This is a genomic window from Haloferax marinum (assembly GCF_009674625.1).
In the GTDB taxonomy this organism is placed as follows: Archaea; Halobacteriota; Halobacteria; order Halobacteriales; family Haloferacaceae; genus Haloferax; species Haloferax marinum.
The window spans coordinates 1,691,994-1,712,293 of the sequence record NZ_WKJQ01000001.1 but is presented as its reverse complement, the minus strand read 5'-3'; the positions used below and the strand labels follow the sequence as shown (position 1 = coordinate 1,712,293).

The 20,300-nt window shown below is 62.0% G+C and carries 25 protein-coding genes; 15 read left to right on the top strand and 10 right to left on the bottom strand.

Translation table 11 applies throughout. The features are described 5' to 3' along the window. Nucleotides 1–32: 32 nt before the first annotated feature. The 3 genes from GJR99_RS08830 to GJR99_RS08820 all read left to right on the top strand — a co-directional run bounded on the left by GJR99_RS08830 (nucleotide 33) and on the right by GJR99_RS08820 (nucleotide 2,786). Nucleotides 33–236 carry a DUF7561 family protein gene (locus tag GJR99_RS08830; protein WP_151111280.1) on the top strand — a complete coding sequence of 68 codons (204 nt, stop codon included), beginning with the start codon at nucleotides 33–35 and terminating at the stop codon, nucleotides 234–236. 73 nt (nucleotides 237–309) lie between these two features. After that, nucleotides 310–2,175 carry a helicase C-terminal domain-containing protein gene (locus GJR99_RS08825; protein ID WP_151111278.1) on the top strand — a complete coding sequence of 622 codons (1,866 nt, stop codon included), beginning with the start codon at nucleotides 310–312 and terminating at the stop codon, nucleotides 2,173–2,175. Between the two features lie 416 nt (nucleotides 2,176–2,591). Further along, a complete protein-coding gene (locus tag GJR99_RS08820) occupies nucleotides 2,592–2,786 on the top strand; it encodes a DUF7317 family protein (protein WP_151111275.1) in 195 nt (64 codons plus the stop codon). 156 nt (nucleotides 2,787–2,942) lie between these two features. Here GJR99_RS08820 and GJR99_RS08815 read toward each other — a convergent pair whose 3' ends face one another. The 3 genes from GJR99_RS08815 to GJR99_RS08805 all read right to left on the bottom strand — a co-directional run bounded on the left by GJR99_RS08815 (nucleotide 2,943) and on the right by GJR99_RS08805 (nucleotide 5,758). After that, on the bottom strand, nucleotides 2,943–4,073 hold the full coding sequence (locus GJR99_RS08815; protein WP_151111273.1) for a 60S ribosomal export protein NMD3: 1,131 nt from the start codon (nucleotides 4,071–4,073) through the stop codon (nucleotides 2,943–2,945). A gap of 99 nt (nucleotides 4,074–4,172) precedes the next feature. Then, the gene (locus tag GJR99_RS08810) at nucleotides 4,173–4,799 is read right to left on the bottom strand and encodes a phosphoribosyltransferase (protein WP_151111271.1); all 627 of its coding nucleotides are present in this window, start codon (nucleotides 4,797–4,799) and stop codon (nucleotides 4,173–4,175) included. A 68-nt stretch (nucleotides 4,800–4,867) separates the two neighbouring features. Beyond that, a complete protein-coding gene (locus GJR99_RS08805; RefSeq protein ID WP_151111269.1) occupies nucleotides 4,868–5,758 on the bottom strand; it encodes an NAD-dependent epimerase/dehydratase family protein in 891 nt (296 codons plus the stop codon). Nucleotides 5,759–5,874: 116 nt separating this feature from the next. Between GJR99_RS08805 and htpX the strand changes: the two genes are divergently transcribed. From htpX to radA, 4 genes are all read left to right on the top strand, one after another. Then, nucleotides 5,875–6,756, top strand: coding sequence for a zinc metalloprotease HtpX (htpX, locus tag GJR99_RS08800; RefSeq protein ID WP_151111267.1), 882 nt, complete (start codon nucleotides 5,875–5,877; stop codon nucleotides 6,754–6,756). Between the two features lie 432 nt (nucleotides 6,757–7,188). Then, on the top strand, nucleotides 7,189–8,547 hold the full coding sequence (locus GJR99_RS08795; protein WP_151111265.1) for a hypothetical protein: 1,359 nt from the start codon (nucleotides 7,189–7,191) through the stop codon (nucleotides 8,545–8,547). A 70-nt stretch (nucleotides 8,548–8,617) separates the two neighbouring features. Next, a complete protein-coding gene (pspAB, locus tag GJR99_RS08790; protein ID WP_151111263.1) occupies nucleotides 8,618–9,223 on the top strand; it encodes a PspA-associated protein PspAB in 606 nt (201 codons plus the stop codon). A gap of 222 nt (nucleotides 9,224–9,445) precedes the next feature. Further along, nucleotides 9,446–10,477 (top strand): DNA repair and recombination protein RadA, encoded by a 1,032-nt coding sequence (radA, locus tag GJR99_RS08785; protein ID WP_151111261.1) that lies wholly within the window; start codon nucleotides 9,446–9,448, stop codon nucleotides 10,475–10,477. Between the two features lie 146 nt (nucleotides 10,478–10,623). On the opposite strand, the gene sufU is transcribed toward radA, so the two are convergent. From sufU to GJR99_RS08765, 4 genes are all read right to left on the bottom strand, one after another. Next, nucleotides 10,624–11,049 carry a Fe-S cluster assembly sulfur transfer protein SufU gene (sufU, locus tag GJR99_RS08780; RefSeq protein ID WP_151111259.1) on the bottom strand — a complete coding sequence of 142 codons (426 nt, stop codon included), beginning with the start codon at nucleotides 11,047–11,049 and terminating at the stop codon, nucleotides 10,624–10,626. 72 nt (nucleotides 11,050–11,121) lie between these two features. Continuing rightward, on the bottom strand, nucleotides 11,122–11,709 hold the full coding sequence (locus GJR99_RS08775) for a mechanosensitive ion channel domain-containing protein (protein WP_151111257.1): 588 nt from the start codon (nucleotides 11,707–11,709) through the stop codon (nucleotides 11,122–11,124). Between the two features lie 263 nt (nucleotides 11,710–11,972). Then, a complete protein-coding gene (gene sufS / locus GJR99_RS08770; RefSeq protein ID WP_225317658.1) occupies nucleotides 11,973–13,247 on the bottom strand; it encodes a bifunctional cysteine desulfurase/selenocysteine lyase SufS in 1,275 nt (424 codons plus the stop codon). Nucleotides 13,248–13,380: 133 nt separating this feature from the next. Beyond that, complete coding sequence (locus GJR99_RS08765; protein ID WP_151111253.1) at nucleotides 13,381–13,596, bottom strand: hypothetical protein; 216 nt, start codon at nucleotides 13,594–13,596, stop codon at nucleotides 13,381–13,383. Between the two features lie 94 nt (nucleotides 13,597–13,690). On the opposite strand from GJR99_RS08765, the gene GJR99_RS08760 reads away from it, so the two are divergent. Beyond that, complete coding sequence (locus GJR99_RS08760) at nucleotides 13,691–14,731, top strand: PAS domain-containing sensor histidine kinase (protein ID WP_151111251.1); 1,041 nt, start codon at nucleotides 13,691–13,693, stop codon at nucleotides 14,729–14,731. A 187-nt stretch (nucleotides 14,732–14,918) separates the two neighbouring features. Here the strand turns inward: GJR99_RS08760 and GJR99_RS08755 are convergent, their stop codons facing one another. Then, the gene (locus tag GJR99_RS08755) at nucleotides 14,919–15,221 is read right to left on the bottom strand and encodes a DUF424 domain-containing protein (protein ID WP_151111249.1); all 303 of its coding nucleotides are present in this window, start codon (nucleotides 15,219–15,221) and stop codon (nucleotides 14,919–14,921) included. Beyond that, a complete protein-coding gene (locus GJR99_RS08750) occupies nucleotides 15,221–15,961 on the bottom strand; it encodes a tetratricopeptide repeat protein (RefSeq protein WP_151111247.1) in 741 nt (246 codons plus the stop codon). Before GJR99_RS08750 ends, GJR99_RS08755 begins: the two co-directional genes overlap by 1 nt. Before the next feature lie 91 nt (nucleotides 15,962–16,052). Here GJR99_RS08750 and GJR99_RS08745 point away from each other — a divergent pair, with 91 nt between their 5' ends. Both GJR99_RS08745 and thpR read left to right on the top strand, forming a co-directional pair. Beyond that, a complete protein-coding gene (locus GJR99_RS08745) occupies nucleotides 16,053–16,652 on the top strand; it encodes a histidine phosphatase family protein (protein WP_151111245.1) in 600 nt (199 codons plus the stop codon). Nucleotides 16,653–16,785: 133 nt separating this feature from the next. Further along, entirely contained in the window at nucleotides 16,786–17,340 is a 555-nt protein-coding gene (gene thpR / locus GJR99_RS08740; protein WP_151111243.1) for an RNA 2',3'-cyclic phosphodiesterase, read from the top strand. A gap of 13 nt (nucleotides 17,341–17,353) precedes the next feature. Here the strand turns inward: thpR and GJR99_RS08735 are convergent, their stop codons facing one another. Next, on the bottom strand, nucleotides 17,354–18,295 hold the full coding sequence (locus GJR99_RS08735) for a DMT family transporter (protein ID WP_151111241.1): 942 nt from the start codon (nucleotides 18,293–18,295) through the stop codon (nucleotides 17,354–17,356). A gap of 162 nt (nucleotides 18,296–18,457) precedes the next feature. On the opposite strand from GJR99_RS08735, the gene GJR99_RS08730 reads away from it, so the two are divergent. From GJR99_RS08730 to pfdA, 5 genes are all read left to right on the top strand, one after another. Next, nucleotides 18,458–18,610, top strand: a complete 153-nt coding sequence (locus GJR99_RS08730) for a 50S ribosomal protein L39e (protein ID WP_007544136.1) — start codon at nucleotides 18,458–18,460, stop codon at nucleotides 18,608–18,610. Nucleotides 18,611–18,613: 3 nt separating this feature from the next. Next, complete coding sequence (locus GJR99_RS08725) at nucleotides 18,614–18,892, top strand: 50S ribosomal protein L31e (protein WP_151111239.1); 279 nt, start codon at nucleotides 18,614–18,616, stop codon at nucleotides 18,890–18,892. A gap of 3 nt (nucleotides 18,893–18,895) precedes the next feature. After that, nucleotides 18,896–19,561 (top strand): translation initiation factor IF-6, encoded by a 666-nt coding sequence (locus GJR99_RS08720; RefSeq protein WP_151111237.1) that lies wholly within the window; start codon nucleotides 18,896–18,898, stop codon nucleotides 19,559–19,561. An 81-nt stretch (nucleotides 19,562–19,642) separates the two neighbouring features. Beyond that, nucleotides 19,643–19,819 (top strand): 50S ribosomal protein L18Ae, encoded by a 177-nt coding sequence (rpl18a, locus tag GJR99_RS08715; protein ID WP_151111235.1) that lies wholly within the window; start codon nucleotides 19,643–19,645, stop codon nucleotides 19,817–19,819. After that, a complete protein-coding gene (gene pfdA / locus GJR99_RS08710; protein ID WP_151113918.1) occupies nucleotides 19,819–20,292 on the top strand; it encodes a prefoldin subunit alpha in 474 nt (157 codons plus the stop codon). Before rpl18a ends, pfdA begins: the two co-directional genes overlap by 1 nt. The last annotated feature ends 8 nt before the right edge of the window (nucleotides 20,293–20,300 follow it).

Here is a 20,300-nt window from a genome sequence, read left to right as displayed (position 1 = left end):
TTCTTTTCCCGTTTCGACGCCTCACTCGTCGTATGACCTCTCAACCGTGCGACGCCTGTGGGAAGGGCGTCCGCATCGCCGGCGGTATCGGTGACCTCTGGAACTTCCCGACGTCGTCCTCTGGCGGGATGACACTCGAACTCGTCGATGGGTCGGAGCACTTCCTCTGTTTCGAGTGTATGGAGCAGTTGCCCGGTGACCGCGAACCGACTGCAGAAGACGTCGCGGACCTCTGAGCCCTCGGTTTCTCTCACCGGCAGTCTCGACTGGGAGCGGTGGATTTAGGCGTTCGGACCGACAGGAACCATCGTGGACCCGTCACGCATCCTCGAGTCGTTCCCCGCTCCCAGTTTTCGCGGCAACCAGGAGCAAGCCCTGCGTGACATTCGCGACGCGTTCGAAGGCGGCAAGGACGTGGTGTTGGTCAGAGCACCGACCGGCAGCGGAAAGTCTCTCCTCGCTCGCTCTATCGCCGGTGCAGCACAGACGGTCGAAGAGTCGTCGCCCGCAGACGCGACAGACGCCTACTACACCACCCCACAGGTGTCACAACTCGACGACGTCGCCGAAGACGACCTGCTGTCGGACCTCAAGATAATCCGCGGGAAGTCGAACTACAACTGCATCATTCGGGGTGAAGAAACCACGCCCGTCAATCAGGCCCCCTGTGCCCGCGAACGCGGATTCGACTGCAGTATCCGACACCGGTGTCCGTACTACTCTGACCGTGCTATCGCGTCGAACCGCCAGATTGCGGCGATGACGCTGGCGTACTTCATGCAGACCGCCGGGTCGGACGTGTTCCGCAAGCGCGACGTGGTCGTCATCGACGAAGCACACGGCCTGGCCGAGTGGGCCGAGATGTACGCGACTATCGACCTCAAACCTCGGACGGTGCCCGTGTGGGACGATATCGGCGTTCCGGACCTCTCGGAAGCGGGCGACCCCGTCGAACGCGCCGCGCGATTCGCCCAGACGCTCGTCGGCGTCTGCAAACGGGCGAAAGACGAGTTGTTGGCGAAACCCGAGTTGACCCCGGAGGAGGCCGCCCGCCGTGACCGATTGCAGGAACTCATCTCGGAACTGAAGTGGTTCGTCGAAGATTACCGCGACCCGCAGAGTCCGACGACGTGGGTGGTGGACCAACACGACGGCGAAGGCTCTCCAATCGCCATCAAACCGCTCGACCCGGCGAAGTATCTCCAACACACCGTCTGGGACCGGGGCAACAAGTTCGCACTCCTCTCGGCGACGATTCTGAACAAAGCGGCGTTCTGCCGGTCGGTCGGCCTGGACCCCTCGAACGTCGCCCTCGTCGACGTTGGCCACACCTTCCCGGTGGAGAACCGACCGCTCTACGACGTGACACAGGGGAAGATGACGTACGAACACCGCGACGAGACAGTCCCCAAAATCGCCCGCCTCGTCGTCCGGTTGATGGCGAAACACCCCGACGAGAAGGGCCTGATTCACTGCCACTCCTATGCGATTCAGGCCGAACTCCGCCGCCGACTGGCAGAGATGGGTCTCGGCAACCGAATCCACGGTCACGACAGGGACAACCGTAACGACGAGTTAGAGACGTGGAAAGCCACCGACAAGCCGGAAGTGTTCCTCTCGGTCAAGATGGAAGAGGCACTCGACCTGAAAGGCGACCTGTGTCGGTGGCAGGTGCTGTGTAAAGCGCCGTATCTCAACACGAACGACTCGCGGGTCGCCCGGCGTCTCGAAGACGGACAGTGGGCGTGGTACCGCCGCGCCGCTCTGCGAACCGTCATCCAGGCCTGTGGTCGGGTCGTTCGCGCCCCCGACGACTACGGCGACACCTACATCGCAGACAGCAGTCTCCTCCAACTGTTCGAGAAGACGCGCCACGACATGCCCGACTGGTTCGCCGAACAGGTCGACCGGATGACGAAACCGGACCTCCCCGAGTTCGACCCCGTCGCTGCCGGTGGACGCGGGAGCAACGCCAGTCACGGGGCGGCGAATCTCGGCGGGCAGTCTTCGGAGAGTACGTCGTCCCGTTCTCAGCGTTCTTCGAGTGGGTCGTCTGCGCGACGCAGGCGCGGGTCCGGCGGTCGCTCGTCTTCCGGACGCGGTCGCTCGACAGGTAGTGGGTCGAGTGACGATGGTCGAGGCGACCATCCGCTCTCGGACGTCTGGGGAGAGTGATTACAGCAGGAAGCCGACGCCTGCGAACAGCGACGACCCCAGCATCAGTGCCACGAGTGTCAACGCGAGGAGTTGCTGTCGGTCCATACCCGTTGCGTCGGCCAACGGCTAATTAACGCTTTTCCACTGATTTTCGAGCGTGATACCGACGAGTAGACGTACATATATCTCGGCTTCAGTACGACCGAATTAATACGTGATAATATATCGTAATACTGGTAAAATACTCGCTCCGTCCAAGGGTACTCGCCGCTTCGACACAAATCTTCAATGATTGTTAATGGTTGTGGGCGGATGAGATAGTGAATCTCGGATTTGGACTACGCATGTAAACACATATGCTCCTTAATCATGTATTTGACACGCTTTCTCACGAAATAGTTAACAGTACGGGGGTTGATGTCGATATATCGGCCATGCACTCCACCGCACTCGCCACGGCCATCACACTGTATCGTAGTGGAACACTGACGCTCTCACAGGCGGCAACCCGGTCTGGATACTCCGAGGACGACCTGCTCGTCGCCCTCCAGCGCCACGGTGTTCCAGTGCGCGACGAAGACGCGCCAACTGTGGTCACGTCTACCGACCACTCTGCGAGTGCGGACTAAGTACGTCTTCGACTGATTTCTCTCCGTCTCGATTCGTTCCGACACGAGAGCGACCGGTGTCCGGCCAAAAGAAGCGGCGTGTTCGAATCCCATCGCGCTCGCGCGACCGACATCGCACACGCTTCGCGCTTGCCCGAGCCCGTGCGGGCCCCGCTGTTACTCGTCTGCGTCGTTCTCGACGGCCTCGTCGGGGAGGATGTGAAGCCCCGACTGGCTCTTTAGGACTGGTACCATCGCGTCGTCCGGGTCGAAGTAGTCCGGCCGGGGGATGGTCTTCGCCTCGAACGTCACGGGGTCGAGCACTTGGACTGCGTATTCGTCTTCGACGGTGACGACGGTGGTCTCTTCTGCGTCGTCGGTCGACCCGAGATGTTCAGCCTCTGGTCGCTCACCCTCTTCGAACTCGGATTCGTACTCGTCGCCGCTGGTGAGTCGAATTCCTTTGAGTCGGCCTCGGTTGCTTCTGACGAGGACTGGTCCATCGCCGTCTTCTGGGTCGATGACGTCGCCGGCGGTGTAGCGTGGGAGACGGTTGACGAAGGTAACACGGTAGACCTCGTTCCCATCGCCGTCTTCGGTCACGAGCGTCGGATGCTCGTCGATTGTCCCACCAAGTCGCTCGCGGATCTGTTTGGCGACGCTGCTTCCCATCTTGTTGGTCGAAATCTTGATGTTCGGGCCGTTGGGCGTCCGCTTGACACTCGAGATGAACGCGTCGCGGTCGCCTTTCTCCTCACGTTCGGCGATGTAGGATTCGGCAATTTCGATGGCTTCTTCGGCTTCTTCTTTCGTCGGTGTTCGGTCGTCTCCGCGGACCTGGAGGAGACTGGCGAAGTAGCCACCGGCGATGCGGCCACAGCGTTGGCACGTCTCTCGGGAGATGCTCACCGGAACGACGATAGATTCGTCGACGGGCGTGCCGCGGACGATACCCGAGAAGTGGCAGTGCATGCGGATGTTGTTCTCGTCTACCTGCTCGGGTTCGACGCCCCAACTGACCTCTTGGGCGTTGAGGTGGACGCCGAGCGAGTTCGACACCTCCTCGATTGCGATGTCGGTGTAGTCGCGGGCACCGACGTCGACCCACCGGTTCCCTCGGTGAATCGCGCCGCACTGTGCACAGACGTGGACCTGCACCTCGTCGGGTGCATCGACGAGGTCGAAGTCCTCGAAGTAACACGAATCACAGACCACGTCGTCTCGTTCACGGGGCATCCCAGGGAGCGGGTCTGTTCGCTCCGGGATGGGGTCCCCACATCGGGGACAGAAGTCGCGGGATTCGCTCATCGGCGGGTCTAGTCCGTTCGGGCGCTTAAGTTCCGCGCCCTGCGTCCGGGACGAGTGAACCGACTCGGCGATGGGGGCACAGACTCGAGCGCCGGCTTTTCACTCGGTGTCGAGGTACGCGGCGGCCTCTTCGTCCGACACCTGTGAGAAGTCGCGGTAGAACACGCCGACTGCACCGAACGCTTCGGGCGCCTCGACCGTAACCACGGCGTCGCACTCGTCTTCGAGTTCACTGATGGTGCTCGGTGGCGCGACGGGCACCGCGAGGACGACGCGTTCTGCCCCGCTGGCGACGACCTGTCGGAGACAGGCACGAGCGGTCGCTCCCGTGGCGACACCGTCGTCGACGACGATGACGCGCTTGCCTTCGACGTCTGGGAGTGGGCCGTCGCCACGGTACAGCATCACTTTCTCGCGGGCGACTTCCGCTTCGCGCTCCCGCTCGCGTTCGAGGTACTCGTCGTCTACGTCGAGGTACGACAGGAGTTCGTCGTTCCACCACGCGCTTCCGTCGCCGGCGACGGCCCCCAGCGCGAGTTCGGGGTTCCCCGGCGCGCCGACTTTCGACGCGACGACGACGTCGAGCGGTGCCACGAGTCGGTCGGCGACCTCTCTCCCGACCGGAAGCCCTCCCCGCGGGATGGCGAGGACGACGTCCGCCTCTTCTCCTTGCTGGTCGAGCAGGTCTGCTAGCCGCCGGCCCGCGTCCTTTCTATCGGCGAACATGTCGTCTAGACGTATGCGCCCTGTCGGGAAAATGATGTTCCCCGTTCAGGCCGGCCAGGACGGTGGTTTCACTCCCAGAGCGTCGGCTCTGACACGTCTTCGTCGGCCGCCTCGTGCCACGAGTACGCGGGCTCCCAGTCGAACAACTCGCCTGCTTTTGCGGTCGAGAGTGCGGATTCCTCGCCATCGAGGGTACACCCGTCAGGGAGTTCGCCCCAGAACTCCTCGACAGCGTCGGCCGTCGGGCGCCCGAGATACGTCTCTGCGGCCGCCGCGTGGACTGCTTCGTGGCCGTCTACCGGGTTGTCGAGCGCGGCGGCGACGAGGCCTGCCACGTCGCGGACGTCCACGTAGGACCAGCAGTTTCCCGCGCCGCCGGCGAGGTCGCCGGATTCAGCGACGCCGCGGCAGTTGTACTCGCCAGGGTACTGAATCCACGACGGTCGAATGGCACACGTCGAGACGCCGTACTTGCGGTCGACCATCTTCGATATCTCTTCGCCGGCGACTTTGGCGGTTCCGTAGGGGTCTTCGGGGCGAAGTGGGTGGTCTTCGGTGACTGGGAGGAAGTCTGGAAGTGGCGTCTCGTCTGCGAACGCGAACCCGTAGGCGCTCTCCGAGGACGCCCAGACGATTCGTGCGCCGGCACGAGCGGCGGCGACGAGGACGTTGTACGTCGACTGGACGTTGGTCTCGAAGACGCGGTTTCCGGCGTGGCGCGTCGGCGACGGGATGGCCGCCCAGTGGACCACTGCGTCGGGGTCGATTTCGGCTACGAGGTCGGCAACCTCACCCATGTTCGTCAGGTCGGCGGCCCGAAAGTCGAGATTCTCACGGGGTGTAACTTCGAACCCAGGCTGGTCTAAGTCCACGGCGACCACGTCGTACTCGTCGGCCAGTCGGTCGGCAATCCAGCGACCGGAGCGCCCGAGTGCGCCGGTGACGATGACAGTATCCATACCTGGTCGTTGACGTGCCGGTGTGCTAAATGCACACGTCTCGGTGCGCTCGCCACTGGTGTGCTAACCTATCGCATTCCAACAGCGTTTATTAGTCGGATTACTAATGACGGCGTATGGAATGGAAACCGGACTGGGGACTTCGCGGGCGCATGGCGTTTACGATGTTCCTCCTGTTCGCTCTTTACATCGTCTTCGCGGGGGTGTTGGTCGCGTACTTCCAGAGCCTGACCATCATGGTCGCGTTCATGGGTATCTTCCTCTTCGCCCAGTTCTTCTTCAGCGACAAAATCGCGCTCTACAGCATGGGCGCACACGTCGTCGACGAAGACGACGGACCACAGGCGGCGAAACTACACGCGATGATTGGCCGTCTCTCGCAGCAGGCCGACCTGCCGAAACCGAAGGTGGCGATTTCGGACTCGTCCATGCCGAACGCGTTCGCGACGGGCCGTTCGCAGAAGAACTCGGCCGTCTGTGTCACGACGGGGCTGCTCAGAACCCTCGACGACGAGGAGTTAGAGGGCGTCCTCGCGCACGAACTCGCACACGTGAAGAATCGCGACGTGATGGTCATGACCATCGCGTCGTTCCTCTCCAGCATCGCGTTCCTCATCGTCCGCTGGGGCTGGCTCTTCGGCGGCGACGACAACCGCCAGAACATGCCGGTCATCGTCGCAATCATCGCGTCGCTTTTGGTCTGGATTATCTCCTACCTGCTCATTCGAGCGCTCTCGCGCTACCGTGAGTACGCCGCAGACCGTGGGGCCGCCATCATCACGGGCCGCCCGTCGGCGCTGGCGTCCGCCCTGCTGAAGATTTCGGGTCGGATGGAGAACGTCCCGAAGCGCGACATGCGCGAAACCTCGGAGATGAACGCGTTCTTCATCATCCCCATCAAGTCCGACTTCATCGGAAAACTGTTCAGCACCCACCCATCGACGGACAACCGCGTCCAGCGCCTCCGTGAGATGGAACGCGAGATGGAGACGCTCTGAAACACGGAGCGTTCTCCCGCGAGTTTTGAACTGCGGTTCAGATAGTGTCTGTTCTCGAGTCGGCCCTCAGCGCCGCTGATGACTCGCTTCTGTACTGCGAACTGCTACGTCTCTGACTTCTGCACCATCGCGAACTCTTCAGGTACGTCCTAACCCGGCCGAATACCACGCGCAACTCAGAGTTCCCTCGACGACGACGCGTCACAAACCACTCGCTTAGCACTCTCAATGGGCGTTTCGAGCGACTCGCCTCGATTTGTCAGAACTGTCTCCGCCGGAGTCTCTCTGCAGACATTCACTGAATCCAGAGTATTTTACATTCTGATAGTTTCAGACGGCGTCTGCGACTAAATTCATCATATATTCCCTGAATTTCGGGTTATCTTGTGCGTTACGTTGCTCTCAGGAGGCGTACAGTCACCCGAGTAATTCATGAAAACTATCAGAATAGCCGCGGTAATCATCGTCGCCGTGGCGTTCCTCGTAGCGTCGTTGGCCCCAGTGACGGCGCTTCCGCCTGCCGACGAGGTACCCGAAGGTCAACAGGGTAACGGGGCGGCAGAGCTGCCGCCCCAGAGCAATTCGCCGAACGACGGTTCGCAGTCGAACACCTCTGAACAGACTCCCACGAACAATTCGACCGCTGTAGACGACCAAAACGAGTCGGAGACGGTCGGTGAGCAAGTCTCGGAGTTCGTCGACGGAATCGTTCCCCCGAACGACGAAGCGAACGAGAGCACGAACCCTAACGACGCCCTCGAATGTGGCCTCACTACCGACGCCAATGCCACCGTCGGTGAACAGGTCTCGGAGTTCGTCCACGACCTCCACAACGGAACTGACCAATCGAGTGACTGTCCCGACGGTGGTTCAGGCGACAGCGACGACTCTGGTGATTCGAATACGACGACTCCAGACGATTCGAACACGACCGTCCCGGATGACTCGAACACGACGACTCCGGACGACTCGAACACCACTGTCCCGGACGACTCGAACACAACGGTCCCGGATGACTCGAATACGACGACTCCAGACGATTCGAACACGACAGTCCCGGATGACTCGAACACGACGACTCCAGACGACTCGAACACGACGGTCCCGGATGACTCGAATACGACCGTCCCGGATGACTCGAATACGACGGTCCCGGACGACTCGAACACGACGGTCCCGGACGACTCGAACACGACGACTCCAGACGACTCGAACACGACGACTCCAGACGACACGAACACGACCGTCCCGGACGACTCGAATACGACGACTCCAGGCGATTCGAACACGACCGTCCCGGACGGCGAGCAGTCTTCCAGTGACGAAACGTCCGCTTCGACCAGCGACAAATCGAGTCGGAAGGGCGGCGGCGGTGGCAGTAGCTCGGTGGCGACGAACGCACCCCCGACGACAGTCGAGAGCGACACGACCACCGTCGACGCCAGCGAGACAGACCGCGCTGGCGACGCAACCCCACCCACGGAGCGGACGCCAACGCCCACGGGTGACGAGGTGACGGTCGAGACCGAAGTCGAGACTGAAACCGAGACGACGCCCGTCGCTGCTGTCGACGCCTCCCCACCTGCCGGGCCGTCGGGTGCCGACGTGGCGACACCACTCGACCAGTCCAGCAGTTGGCTGCCACTCCTGCTGGTGCTCATGTGGCTGCTCGTCGTCTCTATCATCTACCGGTACTACGCCACACACCCCATCGAATATCTCGACGGTGTAGAGGGTGGGTCGGCCGCTCGAACTGACGGCGGTTCCGCCCCTGGCCAAGACCGCACCTGACCGCCGCCGACTGGATTTCTCTTTTCTTTTCGATACACCCTATAAGTTCTCGGCCACCCTAGCGGAGTGCATGGGACTCTTGGATTCGATTCGGTCCGTCCTCGGAATCAGCGCCGAGTCGGACGCGACGACTCGGGCCGACCCCGACGACCTCTTCGGCATGAGTACGGCCTATCTGACGATGGAAGCCGACCTTGGCTTCGACTCGGCAGACGAGGCGGCACTCTGTTTTTCCTCTGTGGACAGCACCGACTTCGCGGACACTGTCGACTCCGTCGAAGCCATCCTCAGCGCCGGGAGCGAAGAGACAGGGACGAAGTTCGAGCGCCACACTGACGACCACGGCTACAACTGGGTCGTCCTGACCGACGACGACCCCGAGGACCTCGTGACGAGCGTCCACTTCGCGGCCGACGAGTTCATCGAACGTGGCTACGGGTCGCGTCTCCTCGCTGCCCTCTTCGGATTCCGAAAGGGGAGTGACAGAGCTTACTGGATTTACTCGTTCCGCCGAGGCGCGTACTACCCCTTCTCTCCGCAGAGCACGTCGAAGCGAAACCAGAAACTGGAGTTCAAACTCGAATCCGTCCTCGACGGCGAACTCGAAATCGAAGACGACGAAGGATACTGGTACCCGCTGTGGCCCTCGACACCCGACGGCCACCCCTGGGAGTAACGACTACGGAAATCCTACTCTTTCTACGTTTCACACCCCACTCTTTCGGCGTTCCGCATCCCACTCCCCACGTCTCTCTTCTCCACCCGCGTCTTTGGTTCGACGCACTATCTCATTTGAACCCTCGTCAGACGTTCGTCATCGGGGCTCCCACGTCCCTCGATTTCACTTTCACTCTGCTGTTAACGAGGGTTTATGTGGGTATAGGCGGAACGACGATGTATGGCAGAAGACGACCTCGAAAGTCTCCCCGGCGTCGGCCCGGCGACCGCCGACAAGCTCACGGATACCGGCTACGACAGCTATCAATCGATTGCAGTTGCAAGCCCTGGCGAACTGTCGAACAAGGCAGACATCGGCTCGAGCACTGCGTCCGACATCATCAACGCGGCCCGAAAAGCGGCCGACATCGGTGGCTTCGAGACCGGTTCGATGGTCCTCGAACGACGCATGCAAATCGGCAAGCTGAGCTGGCAAATCGACGAGGTAGACGAACTCCTCGGCGGCGGCCTCGAAACCCAGTCAATCACCGAAGTGTACGGTGAGTTCGGTTCCGGTAAGTCCCAGATCACCCACCAACTCGCGGTCAACATCCAACTCCCCAGCGAATACGGCGGCCTCGAAGGAGGGTGTATCTTCGTCGACTCCGAAGACACCTTCCGACCCGAGCGTATCGACGACATGGTCCGCGGCCTCGACGACGAGATACTCCAAGCAACGATGGACGACCGCGAAATCGAAGGCTCGCCGGACGACGAGGACGCGATGGAGGAACTCATCACGGACGTCCTCGACAAGATTCACGTCGCCAAGGCGTTCAACTCCAACCACCAGATTCTCCTCGCCGAGAAGGCCAAGGAACTCGCCGGCGAACACGAAGACACCGACTGGCCGATTCGACTGGTCTGTGTCGACTCGCTCACCGCCCACTTCCGCGCCGAATACGTCGGCCGTGGTCAACTCGCAGAACGTCAGCAGAAGCTCAACAAGCACCTGCACGACCTGATGCGCATCGGCGACCTCTACAACACGGCGATTCTCGTGACGAACCAGGTCGCGTCGAACCCCGACTCCTACTTCGGTGACCCGACCCAGCCAATCGGTGGCAACATCCTCGGCCACACTTCGACGTTCCGTATCTACCTCCGCAAGTCCAAGGGCGACAAGCGTATCGTCCGCCTCGTCGACGCGCCGAACCTCGCCGACGGCGAAGCCGTCATGCGCGTCCAGGACGGCGGTCTGAAGCCCGAATAAGGCCGACGACACCACACCGACTCCGTTCTTTCTCCTTTCCCCCTTGACGCCACCGAGCGACAGCGACGAATTGCACCACAGAGTCGCACCCGAAAGTAGCCACTGCGCTCAGCAAACAGTCGAACGAAGAGAAATCGTAGGTCGACTTAGGCGTCGTCTTCGGTCTTCGTCTTGTCTATCTCTATCTCGCCTTCGTGAATCTTCGCGCCGTCCTGTGTGACCTGTCGGGCGAGGACGGCACACTTGATGCGCATGGGCGAGATATCGACACCGAGCATCTCCGTGATGTCGTCGGTGTCCATCGCTTCCAGTTCGGAGAGCGTCGTCCCCGGAAGTCGTTGCGTGAGCATGCTCGCGGACGCCTGACTGATAGCACAGCCATCACCGGAGAACGCGACGCGTTCTATCGTCTCGCCGTCGTCGGCGAGCTGCACGTCCATCGTAATCGTATCGCCGCAGGAGGGGTTCTCCCCCGTGTGACTGAACGTCGGAGACTCCAGTCGGCCGTGGTTACGGGGGTTCTTGTAGTGGTCCAAAATCTGCTGACGATACATGTCTGAGCCAATGCCCATTGGTGTTCGTCGGGGGTACGCCCGAGCGCCGTAAAAGGGTTCCGGGGCGTCCGAATCGTCTGATTTCGGGGCTTACACCGTCTCGGCCGCGGCGGTGGTCGTCGCGTCCATCTCGTCGTACTTCGTCCACTTCTTTTCGACGTCGCGGTTGGCGACGACGACAGTGTCTCCCTCGTCGTTCTCGAACCGCGTCTTCCGGAGTTCGATGGCGGTGACCGTACCGGTGACGGGGTCTGATTTCACCCTGTCGCCGGGGTTGAAGTCGGGGTCTCGGAGGAGGTAGACACCGGCGACGGTGTCGGCAATCATGTTCGACAGCGCGTAGGAGACGCCCAGTGCGATGAATCCGGCGGCAGTCCCGAGACTCGCCGCGATTTCGGTCATCCCGACGATGTTCAACAGTGACAGTGCCGCCCCGAACCAGAGGAAGACACCGGCGATAGCCACCCCGAGGTCGACCACCAGTTCCTGTTCTTCGGGGTAGATTCCGTCGAGGGCACCCCGAAGCACGTACAGGATGGCTTTGATACCGACGTACGCGAGACCGACGAAGACGAGTCCCGTGAGTATCTTCGGTGTCGCGTCGCGGACGACGGCCCCGAACTCGACGAGTGTCGTTTCGAGCGTGTCGAGGAGAAACCCGGTCACCGTTTGGAGCATACGACCGAATGACGTGTCAGTAGAGGAAAACTATTGGGGCGAGCGAAAGTCGCCTTGGTCCGTCTCGACTCAGGCGAAGAGGTCTCGGGCGACTTCGAGTCCCTCGACCAGTGTGTCGATTTCCTCGGTCGTGTCGTGAGACCACCTTTTGCGCTGCGCTCGCGTCGCTCGCTCGGCAAAAGCTGGACCAAAAGGATTCGTCACCCGCGTTGCGGGTTCCTCACCCCGCTCACTTCGTTCACGGTGAAAAACTGAACCTCGACTCAGGCGAAGAGGTCGCGAGCGACTTCGAGTCCCTCGACCAGTGTGTCGATTTCCTCGGTCGTGTTGTAGATGTAGAAAGACGCTCGCGTCGACGCGGCGGCACCGAGCACTTCGTGGAGTGGTTGCGTACAGTGGTCACCGGCGCGGATGGCGACGCCCTGTTCGTTGAGGATGCTCGAGAGGTCGTGGGCGTGGACGCCGTCTAAGTTGAACGCGACGAGGCCACCCCGGTCGTCACCCGGCGGACCGTAGATTTCGATGTCGTCGAACTCGCTCAGGCGGTCGTAGGCGTACTCCGCGAGGAGTTCCTCGTGGGCCTGGACGTTCTCCATCCCGATGTCGTCGAGGTAGTCGACGGCGGCACCGAATCCGATACCCTGTGCAATCGGTGGTGTGCCCGCTTCGAACTTCCACGGGAGGTCCTCCCACGTCGAGTCCTCGAAGGTGACGCGCCGAATCATCTCGCCACCGTAGAGGTACGGGTCCATCTCCTCGAGGATGTCGCGTTTGCCGTAGAGCGCACCGATGCCCGTCGGTCCGCACATCTTGTGGCCGGAGAACGCGAAGAAGTCGGCGTCGATGGCCTCGACGTCGACTGGGCGGGTCGGGGCCGACTGCGCACCGTCGACGAAGATGTAGGCTCCAACCTCGTGAGCCATGTCGGCGAGTTCGGAGACGGGGTTGATGGTGCCCAGCGTGTTCGAGACGTGGACGACAGAGACCATCTTCGTGGAGTCGTCGATGAGCTCTTTCGCGTGTTCCATGTCGAGTCGGCCGTCGTCGGTGACGCGGATGAAGCGCACCTCTGCACCGGTCTTCTTGGCGATTTGCTGCCACGTGACCAGTGAGGCGTGGTGTTCCATCTGCGTGAGGACGACCGAATCACCCGGCTCGAGTTCGTTGAGCCCCCACGCGTAGGCGACGAGGTTCATCGACTCGGTAGTGTTCTTCGTGAAGACGAGTTCCTCACGCCCGCCGGAGGCACCGACGAACTCCGCGACTCGGTCGTGCGCGTTCTCGTACGCGACAGAGGCCTCTTGACTCAGACTGTGGATACCGCGGTGGACGTTCGAGTTGTACCCGTAGTAGTAGTCGACGATGGCTTCGACGACCTGTTTCGGGGTGTGACTCGTCGCGGCGTTGTCGAGGTAGACGAGGGGGACGGTATCGTCGTCGTGCTCACCGGGCGTCGAGATGTCGCCGCCGACCTTCCGCTGCAGGATTGGGTAATCCTCGCGGATTGCATCGACGTCGACAGGGTACGGTTCCTGCACTCCCATTGAGAGTGAGTTTAGCCCCGAGGCACAACACGTCTTCGGTCCAGCCGCCGAAACGAAACCACTCGTGGTTTCGAATACCCGGTCGATGATGCCGGAATCTACGACGCTCGGGGTGAAGACGAGGGTTTCAGTTCGGTTGCGTAGCGTACCGGTTCAGGGTCCGGAGGTAACTGTACCATCCAACAACTCCGACGATGGCGATGACGAGGACGGCGAAGACTCCGAGAACTCCGCTGAGACCGACGACGACGATGCTGAGGAGGAAACTGACGACCAAGAGGAGACCGATAATCGCGTCGAGTTTGACGAGAACGGCAGGGTGAGTGGTCGATTTCGAGGACATGACGACCCGTACGCTCCGTCAGGTGAAATGAGTACTGTCGAGTGACTGTCTGGCGGTCGTACCAATCAAGTACTGGCCGCTCTTTTCTGTACGTATGTCGCTGCCATCCTCTCTTTCGTCTGCGAGTCTCGATGCACTTCCGATGCAACTCGCGGTTCTGGACACGGATGGCACCATTCGGTACACGAACCGGGCGTGGCGAACGTTCGGCAAAGAAAACGGCTACGTCGGTGACGTCAGTTCTGTCGGGAGTAACTACCTCGGCGTCTGCGAAGCGAGTGCAGACGCAGACGGGAAGGATATCGGCACGGGGATTCGGTCAGTCATCGACGGGGAACGAGACGACTTTTCGTACGAGTATCCGTGCCACTCCCCCGACGAACGGCGCTGGTTCACGATGCGCGCGTCCCGGTTTTCCCACGAGGGTGAAACGTACGTTCAGGTCGTCCATCTGGATATCACCGACCGGAAACTCGCTGAACTCGAAGCAGACGAGAAAGCCAGTCGGTTGCGGAACGTCGCCAGCATCCTCTCGCACGACCTCCGAAACCCGCTTGCTGTCGCTCTCGGCTACGCACAAACCGTGCTGGACGAGGGCATAGCTACAGACCGACTGGGCCGTATCGTCGATGCACTCGAACGGATGGACGACATCATCTCTGATACGCTCTTGTTGGCCCGAAACGACTCGGTCACCGAGTTGACGGCTGTGGAACTCGAAACGGAGGCCAACTCCGCGTGGAAACACGTCGAAATGGACGGTGACTCACTCGTCGTCGCCGATTCGCTGTCGTTCGAGGCAGACTCGAGCCTCCTCTCGAACCTCTTCGAGAACCTCTATCGGAACTCGGCGGAGCACGGCAAACCAGACGACGCTCCGCTGACGGTGACTGTCGGAGCGCTCACTGAGGATGGACGAACTGGGTTCTACGTCGAAGACGACGGCGTCGGCATCCCCGCCGACGAACGCGACACGGTGTTCGAAGACGGGTACTCTTCGGAGACGGATGGTACGGGACTCGGTCTCTCTATCGTCTCACAGGTGGCCGAAGCCCACGACTGGTGTCTCGACCTCACCGAGTCAGAATCCGGTGGCGCTCGATTCGAAATCTCGGGCGTCGAAGTGAGCAGATAGCGCAGGGAGCAGGCGCTTCGAGTCTGGTGAACAGATGAAAATTGGGCGGCGTAGTCGAGTCGGGTCAGCGACGACGTAGTCGAGTCGGGTCGGTGACGACGCAAGCCGAATCGGGTCGGTGACGACGCAAGCCGAATCGGGTCGGTGACGACGCAAGCCGAATCGGGTCGGCGACGCTCCGGGTCGATTATCGAAGCCAGAGCAGTTGTGCGTGGAGCGTTCCACCGACTTCGAGGACCGTCTCCTCGTCGACGAGACCGGCGTCGATAGCGACGTTCACGGACTCTTCGCCGACGATGTTGGCGACGGTGGCACGGGTGAGACTCTCGACGACGGCGTCTTGGTCGACCGTCTCGGCTTCCTCGCCGCCGTAGAAGTCTTCGGTCACGTCGAGGGAGACGCCACCGTCGGTGTACGTCTCTCCGAGACACTCAGCGTCGCAGACTGAGACGAGAAGCCCTTCGGGGGTCTCGCGCTCGCGCAGGAGCATCAGTACTCCTCGACGAGCTCCGCTTCGGCCTGCTCGCGGATGTCGTCGGCCTGCTGTTGGGCCTGTTCTGCCTCTTCGTCACGGCCGAGTTCTTCGAGTGCGCGGGCCTTCTCTTCGTGGACGGCGGGCGTGCGCATCCCGAGCCGGATGGCGTTGTCGAAGGCGTTGACTGCGTCTTCGCTCAGGCCGCGTTCGAGGAGGAAGAAGCCACGGTTGTACCACGCCTGTGGGAACCGTGGGTCGAGTTCGACGGCACGCTCTGCGTGGTCGAGGGCGTCGGCGGTCTGGCCCGACTCCCACAGCGCGTACGCGAGGTTCGTATGTGCCGTCGCGGCGTGTTCGCTGTCGTCGTCGATACGGAGCGCTTCTCGGTACGACCCGACCGCTTCGTCCCACTCTTCGAGTTGGGCGTGTGCGGCACCTTTGTTCACCCACGCTTCCTGTGCGATGGGCGACTCGTCGCCGGCGAAGCGTGCGGTTCGCTCGAACGCCTCCGTCGCCTCCTCGAAGCGGTTGATTTGCATGTACGAGAGGCCGACGTCGAGGAGTTTCTCGACGTCGACGTCTTCGGGGTCGATGTTCCGTCGGTCGAGGATGTCGGTCAGGACGCGTGAGTCGACTGGGTCGACCTTCGTCGGGTCCACCGAGAGTTCGGGCGGGTCGAGCGAGAAATCGGAGTAATCCTCGTCGAACCCCTGCCCTTCAGAGAACCGGTGGGGTCGATTGCCGTCGTCGGTCATATAGGCGCGATTGGGATTCACGGCGGTTAAACGCTACGTCAGAGACGCGACACCGACCGCTTTTTACCGTCAGTTGGCGAACTCCACTAGAATGCCGCGCCCTGCGACGACTGTCGTCTCGTTCGTCCGACACGCCCACTCACCGTACGTTCCAAACGCCGAGCGAACTCGTGGTCTCTCGGCCCGTGGGCGCCGGGATGCCGCCGCCGTCACGGCGCATCTCGCGGACGTCGCGGACGTCGTCGTCACGAGTCCGTTCGAGCGTGCTCGCGCCACCGTCGAGGGCATCGCCGACGCCGCGGGCGTCCCGCTCATCGAGGACGAGGACTTCCGGGAGCGCGAACTCGCGGGTGACCACGTCGAGGACTTCGACTCTGCTGTCGAACATCTCTGGGCGAACCCGACGGCGTCGCATCCGGGTGGGGAGTCACACGTCGAGGCACAGGCACGCGGCGTCGCGGCCGTCGAACGACTCGTCGACGCCTACCCCGGCCGACACGTCGTCGTCGGAACCCACGGGACGCTCATGGCACTCGTCTTCAACGCCTTCGACCCCCGCTACGGCTACGAGTTCTGGACCGGTCTCTCGACGCCCGACGTGTACGAAGCGACGTTCATCCACGGCGAACTCGCCGGCCTCGTGCGGACGTGGATGCCGGTGACAGAGGCGAACGAGGCTGCGGACGATTAACGAACTGGCCCGACGGGTAGAAACCCGGAGCCGGATGGTTCGGATGGTCGAAGGGGGCGACCGGACGTCGATAGGTCACCTCGACGCCGTCGCCGGCGGAAGCTTAACGTCCGCTTCCAGTCAATTACTTGCCATGCGACTCTTCCTCGCTATCGACCTGCCTTCACCGCTCTCAGAGGGTGTCGCGGCGGCCCAGGCGTTGCTCGAAGACGCAGACGGACTCCGGTTCACCGACGCCGAGCAGGCACACGTCACGCTGAAGTTCCTCGGCGAGACGTCTTCGGACCGCGTTCCTGCCGTCGAAGACGCAGTCGAGACCGCTATCGATGCCGCCGGTGTGGACCCGTTCGACGCCTCGGTCGGTGGACTCGGCGTGTTTCCATCACTCGACTACATTCGGGTCGTTTGGACCGGCGTCGAAGCCGGTGCCGCGGAGATGACGCGGCTCCACGACGCGATAGAGCGGGAGACGACGGCTATCGGATTCGAGGCGGAGACCCACGACTTCTCTCCACACGTCACGCTCGCCCGCATGAACGACGCGCGCGGGAAGAACTACGTCCGCCGCGTCGTCGAACACGAACACCCGTCAGTTGGGTCGTTCCGTGTTCGTGAGGTGCGATTGAAGAAGAGCGAACTCGGTCCCGCCGGCCCCGAATACGAGACCGTGTCGCGGTTTTCACTGTAGCCGTCCATCGCTCTCAGTCGTCTACGGAGTTTTGGGTGCGACTTCGGTCCACGACACGGCGGAGTTCGCCACGAATCGCGTCTCGTTTGTACAGGAGAAAGCCGATGAAGATGAGTGTGAACCCGGCGACGGTCGAGAGCGTCGGGACGCGCCCGAGGACGACCAGTTCGGCGAGCGCGGCGAACAGCGGGATGACGTACTCGAGGAGGCCGACTTCGATGGGTCCGACCCGGTCGAGCAACCAGAAGTAGAGCAGGAACCCGCCCGCTCCCGCGACGACAGCGAGGTACGCCGTCGAGACGAGTGCTGCCGGCACCCACACTGCGTCGGCGGCGGACTCCCACGGGAGCGCGATACTCGTCAGGTGGAGGGTAACCGCTCCGATGAGCATCATCCACGCCTGCACCGCGAGCAGTGACATACTCGTCTCGCTGTCGTGGGTGAAGACCGCCCCGAGACCGAAGGCGAGCGCCGACCCGAGCACCAACACGACGCCGAGGAGATTCGACGACAGCAGGTTCTCGGGGTCTGGGTTGGCGATGACCACGAGGCCGAGGAACCCGAGGGTGAGGCCGGCTAGCTGGATTGGGGTCAGTCGCTTCCGCGACGAGGTGAGTCGGGTGAGCGTCGGTGTCGCCAGCGGGATGATTCCGAGGAGGACGGACGCGACCGACCCAGGGATGTACACCTGCCCCGAGAACAACAGTGCGTGGTGCGCCCCGATGCTGAGCACACCACCGGTGAGAATTGGCCGCCACTCGCTTCGCGCTTCGGGGAGGAAGCGGTCGCCGCGGGCGATGGTGAGTGCGAACAACAGCACCGCCGCGACGTCGAACCGAATCGCAGCGAGGAACGCCGGTGGGACGGTTTCGAGTGCGATATCGGTGGCGAGGAACGCACTTCCCCAGACTGCAGAGATAGTGAGAAAGACGACGAAGGTGCGGGCCCGACTCATTCAGACGGGGCTTGTCTACCGACGATACTGAATGAGTCGGTTCGGGTGTCGTTCGCCGTCTTCACGGAGTACCCGTGTAGATTCGTGTCTGTGGACGGTTCTCACACCCCTCAAACGCGAAGGAACAAGATTTTATGCGGAGGAAGGAAACTGTAGGCCACTATGGGTAAGAAGTCGAAGGCTAAGAAGAAGCGTCTGGCGAAGCTCGAACGTCAGAACAGTCGTGTCCCCGCGTGGGTCATGCTCAAGACCGACATGGAAGTTACGCGAAACCCCAAGCGTCGCAACTGGCGGCGAAGCAACACGGACGAGTAAGCAATGAGCGCAAACGACTTCGAGGAGCGCGTCGTCACCGTCCCGCTCCGCGACGTAAAAGCTGTCCCGTCCTACGAACGAGCAGGCCGCGCGATGAAGATCATCCGCGAGCACCTCGCGAAGCACTTCAAGGTCGACGCCGACGACGTGCGTCTCGACCCCCAGATCAACGAGAGCATCTGGGCGTCCGGCCGACAGGACCCGCCGAGCAAGTTCCGCGTCCGCGCCGCCCGCTTCGACGAGGACGGCGAGTCGGTCGTCGAAGCCGAACCGGCCGAGTAAACGGTGCTCCGCGCCTCCTTCGCCGGTTCGTCCTACATCGGCGTCTTCGCTCGAGCGACCGACGACGTCCTCCTCGTTCGCCCCGACGCCGACGAGTCTCTCGCCGAGCAGATGGCCGAGGAACTCGACGTGCCGGTGGTCAAGACGACCATCGGTGGGTCTGGAACCGTCGGTGCGTTAGCGACGGGTAACGAAAACGGACTGCTCGTTTCGAGCAGTGCGACGACCCGCGAAAAGGAGGCACTCACCGACGTCGTAGACCTCCCCGTCTACGAACTCCCCGGTCGAATCAACGCCGCTGGGAACGTCGTTCTCGCGAACGACTACGGTGCGTACGTCCACGCCGACCTCTCCGACGAGGCCGTCGCGGTCGTCGAAGAAGCACTGGACGTCCCCGTCGAACGCGGCGACCTCGCCGACGTTCGAACCGTGGGAATGGCTGCGGTCGCCAACAACCGCGGCGTCCTCTGTCACCCGAAGTCTCGCGAACCAGAACTCGAAGCACTCGAAGAACTGCTCGACGTTCGCGCCGACCTCGGTACGATCAACTACGGTGGACCACTCGTCGGGTCTGGCCTCCTGGCCAACGACGAGTCGTACATCGTCGGTGAAGACACGACCGGTCCGGAACTGGGCCGCATCGAAGACGCCCTCGACTACATCGACTGAGGGCCACTCGTCTCCCCTTTTCGCGGCTCGTTTTCGCTCCGAGTAGGAAGACTCTTCCCGCTTGCCACCCGACCGAAATCCATGAGCCAGTTCACTATCTCTGGAAGCTTCACGAGTCGTGGAGCGACCCACAAGTTCACCAAGACTGTGGACGCACCGAACGAGAACGTCGCACGAGACCGTGTCTACTCCCTCATCGGCAGTGAACACGGAATCAAACGTACGAAGGTCGAACTCGGGGAGGTGACCGCAGCATGATGGGTGGCGGTCAGCAGCAACTTCAGCAGCTCTCCCAGCAACTGCAGGCACTCGACGAGGAGATCGAGTCTCTCGAAGGTGAGGTTTCGGACCTCGAAGACGAGAAGACAGAGATCGACGAAGCCATCGACGCAATCGAGACGCTCGAGACGGGGTCGACCGTGCAGGTCCCGCTCGGTGGCGACGCCTACCTCCGCGCAGAAGTGCAGGATATCGACGAAGTCATCGTCTCGCTCGGCGCGAACTACGCCGCCGAACAGGACCAGTCGAGCGCAGTCGAAGCGCTCCGCCGCAAGCAGGACATGCTCGACGAAGAAATCGCCAGCGTCCGCGGCGAAATCGAAGAACTCGAAGAAGAGAGCGAACAGGTCGAAGAGCAGGCGATGCAGGCCCAACAGCAGATGCAGCAGCAGCAGATGCAGCAGATGCAACAGCAGATGCAGGGCGAAGGCGAAGACGGCGACGACGAGTAACCCCTAAC

What these genes read in the sequence shown, in the direction of transcription:
- GJR99_RS08830 (WP_151111280.1), top strand. Translation starts at nt 33, where the DNA reads ATGACCTCTCAACCGTGCGACGCCTGTGGGAAGGGCGTCCGCATCGCC.
- GJR99_RS08820 (WP_151111275.1), top strand. Translation starts at nt 2,592, where the DNA reads ATGCACTCCACCGCACTCGCCACGGCCATCACACTGTATCGTAGTGGA.
- GJR99_RS08815 (WP_151111273.1), bottom strand. Translation starts at nt 4,073, where the DNA reads ATGAGCGAATCCCGCGACTTCTGTCCCCGATGTGGGGACCCCATCCCG.
- GJR99_RS08810 (WP_151111271.1), bottom strand. Translation starts at nt 4,799, where the DNA reads ATGTTCGCCGATAGAAAGGACGCGGGCCGGCGGCTAGCAGACCTGCTC.
- GJR99_RS08805 (WP_151111269.1), bottom strand. Translation starts at nt 5,758, where the DNA reads ATGGATACTGTCATCGTCACCGGCGCACTCGGGCGCTCCGGTCGCTGG.
- htpX (WP_151111267.1), top strand. Translation starts at nt 5,875, where the DNA reads ATGGAATGGAAACCGGACTGGGGACTTCGCGGGCGCATGGCGTTTACG.
- GJR99_RS08795 (WP_151111265.1), top strand. Translation starts at nt 7,189, where the DNA reads ATGAAAACTATCAGAATAGCCGCGGTAATCATCGTCGCCGTGGCGTTC.
- pspAB (WP_151111263.1), top strand. Translation starts at nt 8,618, where the DNA reads ATGGGACTCTTGGATTCGATTCGGTCCGTCCTCGGAATCAGCGCCGAG.
- radA (WP_151111261.1), top strand. Translation starts at nt 9,446, where the DNA reads ATGGCAGAAGACGACCTCGAAAGTCTCCCCGGCGTCGGCCCGGCGACC.
- sufU (WP_151111259.1), bottom strand. Translation starts at nt 11,049, where the DNA reads ATGGGCATTGGCTCAGACATGTATCGTCAGCAGATTTTGGACCACTAC.
- GJR99_RS08775 (WP_151111257.1), bottom strand. Translation starts at nt 11,709, where the DNA reads ATGCTCCAAACGGTGACCGGGTTTCTCCTCGACACGCTCGAAACGACA.
- GJR99_RS08765 (WP_151111253.1), bottom strand. Translation starts at nt 13,596, where the DNA reads ATGTCCTCGAAATCGACCACTCACCCTGCCGTTCTCGTCAAACTCGAC.
- GJR99_RS08760 (WP_151111251.1), top strand. Translation starts at nt 13,691, where the DNA reads ATGTCGCTGCCATCCTCTCTTTCGTCTGCGAGTCTCGATGCACTTCCG.
- GJR99_RS08755 (WP_151111249.1), bottom strand. Translation starts at nt 15,221, where the DNA reads ATGCTCCTGCGCGAGCGCGAGACCCCCGAAGGGCTTCTCGTCTCAGTC.
- GJR99_RS08750 (WP_151111247.1), bottom strand. Translation starts at nt 15,961, where the DNA reads ATGACCGACGACGGCAATCGACCCCACCGGTTCTCTGAAGGGCAGGGG.
- GJR99_RS08745 (WP_151111245.1), top strand. Translation starts at nt 16,053, where the DNA reads ATGCCGCGCCCTGCGACGACTGTCGTCTCGTTCGTCCGACACGCCCAC.
- thpR (WP_151111243.1), top strand. Translation starts at nt 16,786, where the DNA reads ATGCGACTCTTCCTCGCTATCGACCTGCCTTCACCGCTCTCAGAGGGT.
- GJR99_RS08735 (WP_151111241.1), bottom strand. Translation starts at nt 18,295, where the DNA reads ATGAGTCGGGCCCGCACCTTCGTCGTCTTTCTCACTATCTCTGCAGTC.
- GJR99_RS08730 (WP_007544136.1), top strand. Translation starts at nt 18,458, where the DNA reads ATGGGTAAGAAGTCGAAGGCTAAGAAGAAGCGTCTGGCGAAGCTCGAA.
- GJR99_RS08725 (WP_151111239.1), top strand. Translation starts at nt 18,614, where the DNA reads ATGAGCGCAAACGACTTCGAGGAGCGCGTCGTCACCGTCCCGCTCCGC.
- rpl18a (WP_151111235.1), top strand. Translation starts at nt 19,643, where the DNA reads ATGAGCCAGTTCACTATCTCTGGAAGCTTCACGAGTCGTGGAGCGACC.
- pfdA (WP_151113918.1), top strand. Translation starts at nt 19,819, where the DNA reads ATGGGTGGCGGTCAGCAGCAACTTCAGCAGCTCTCCCAGCAACTGCAG.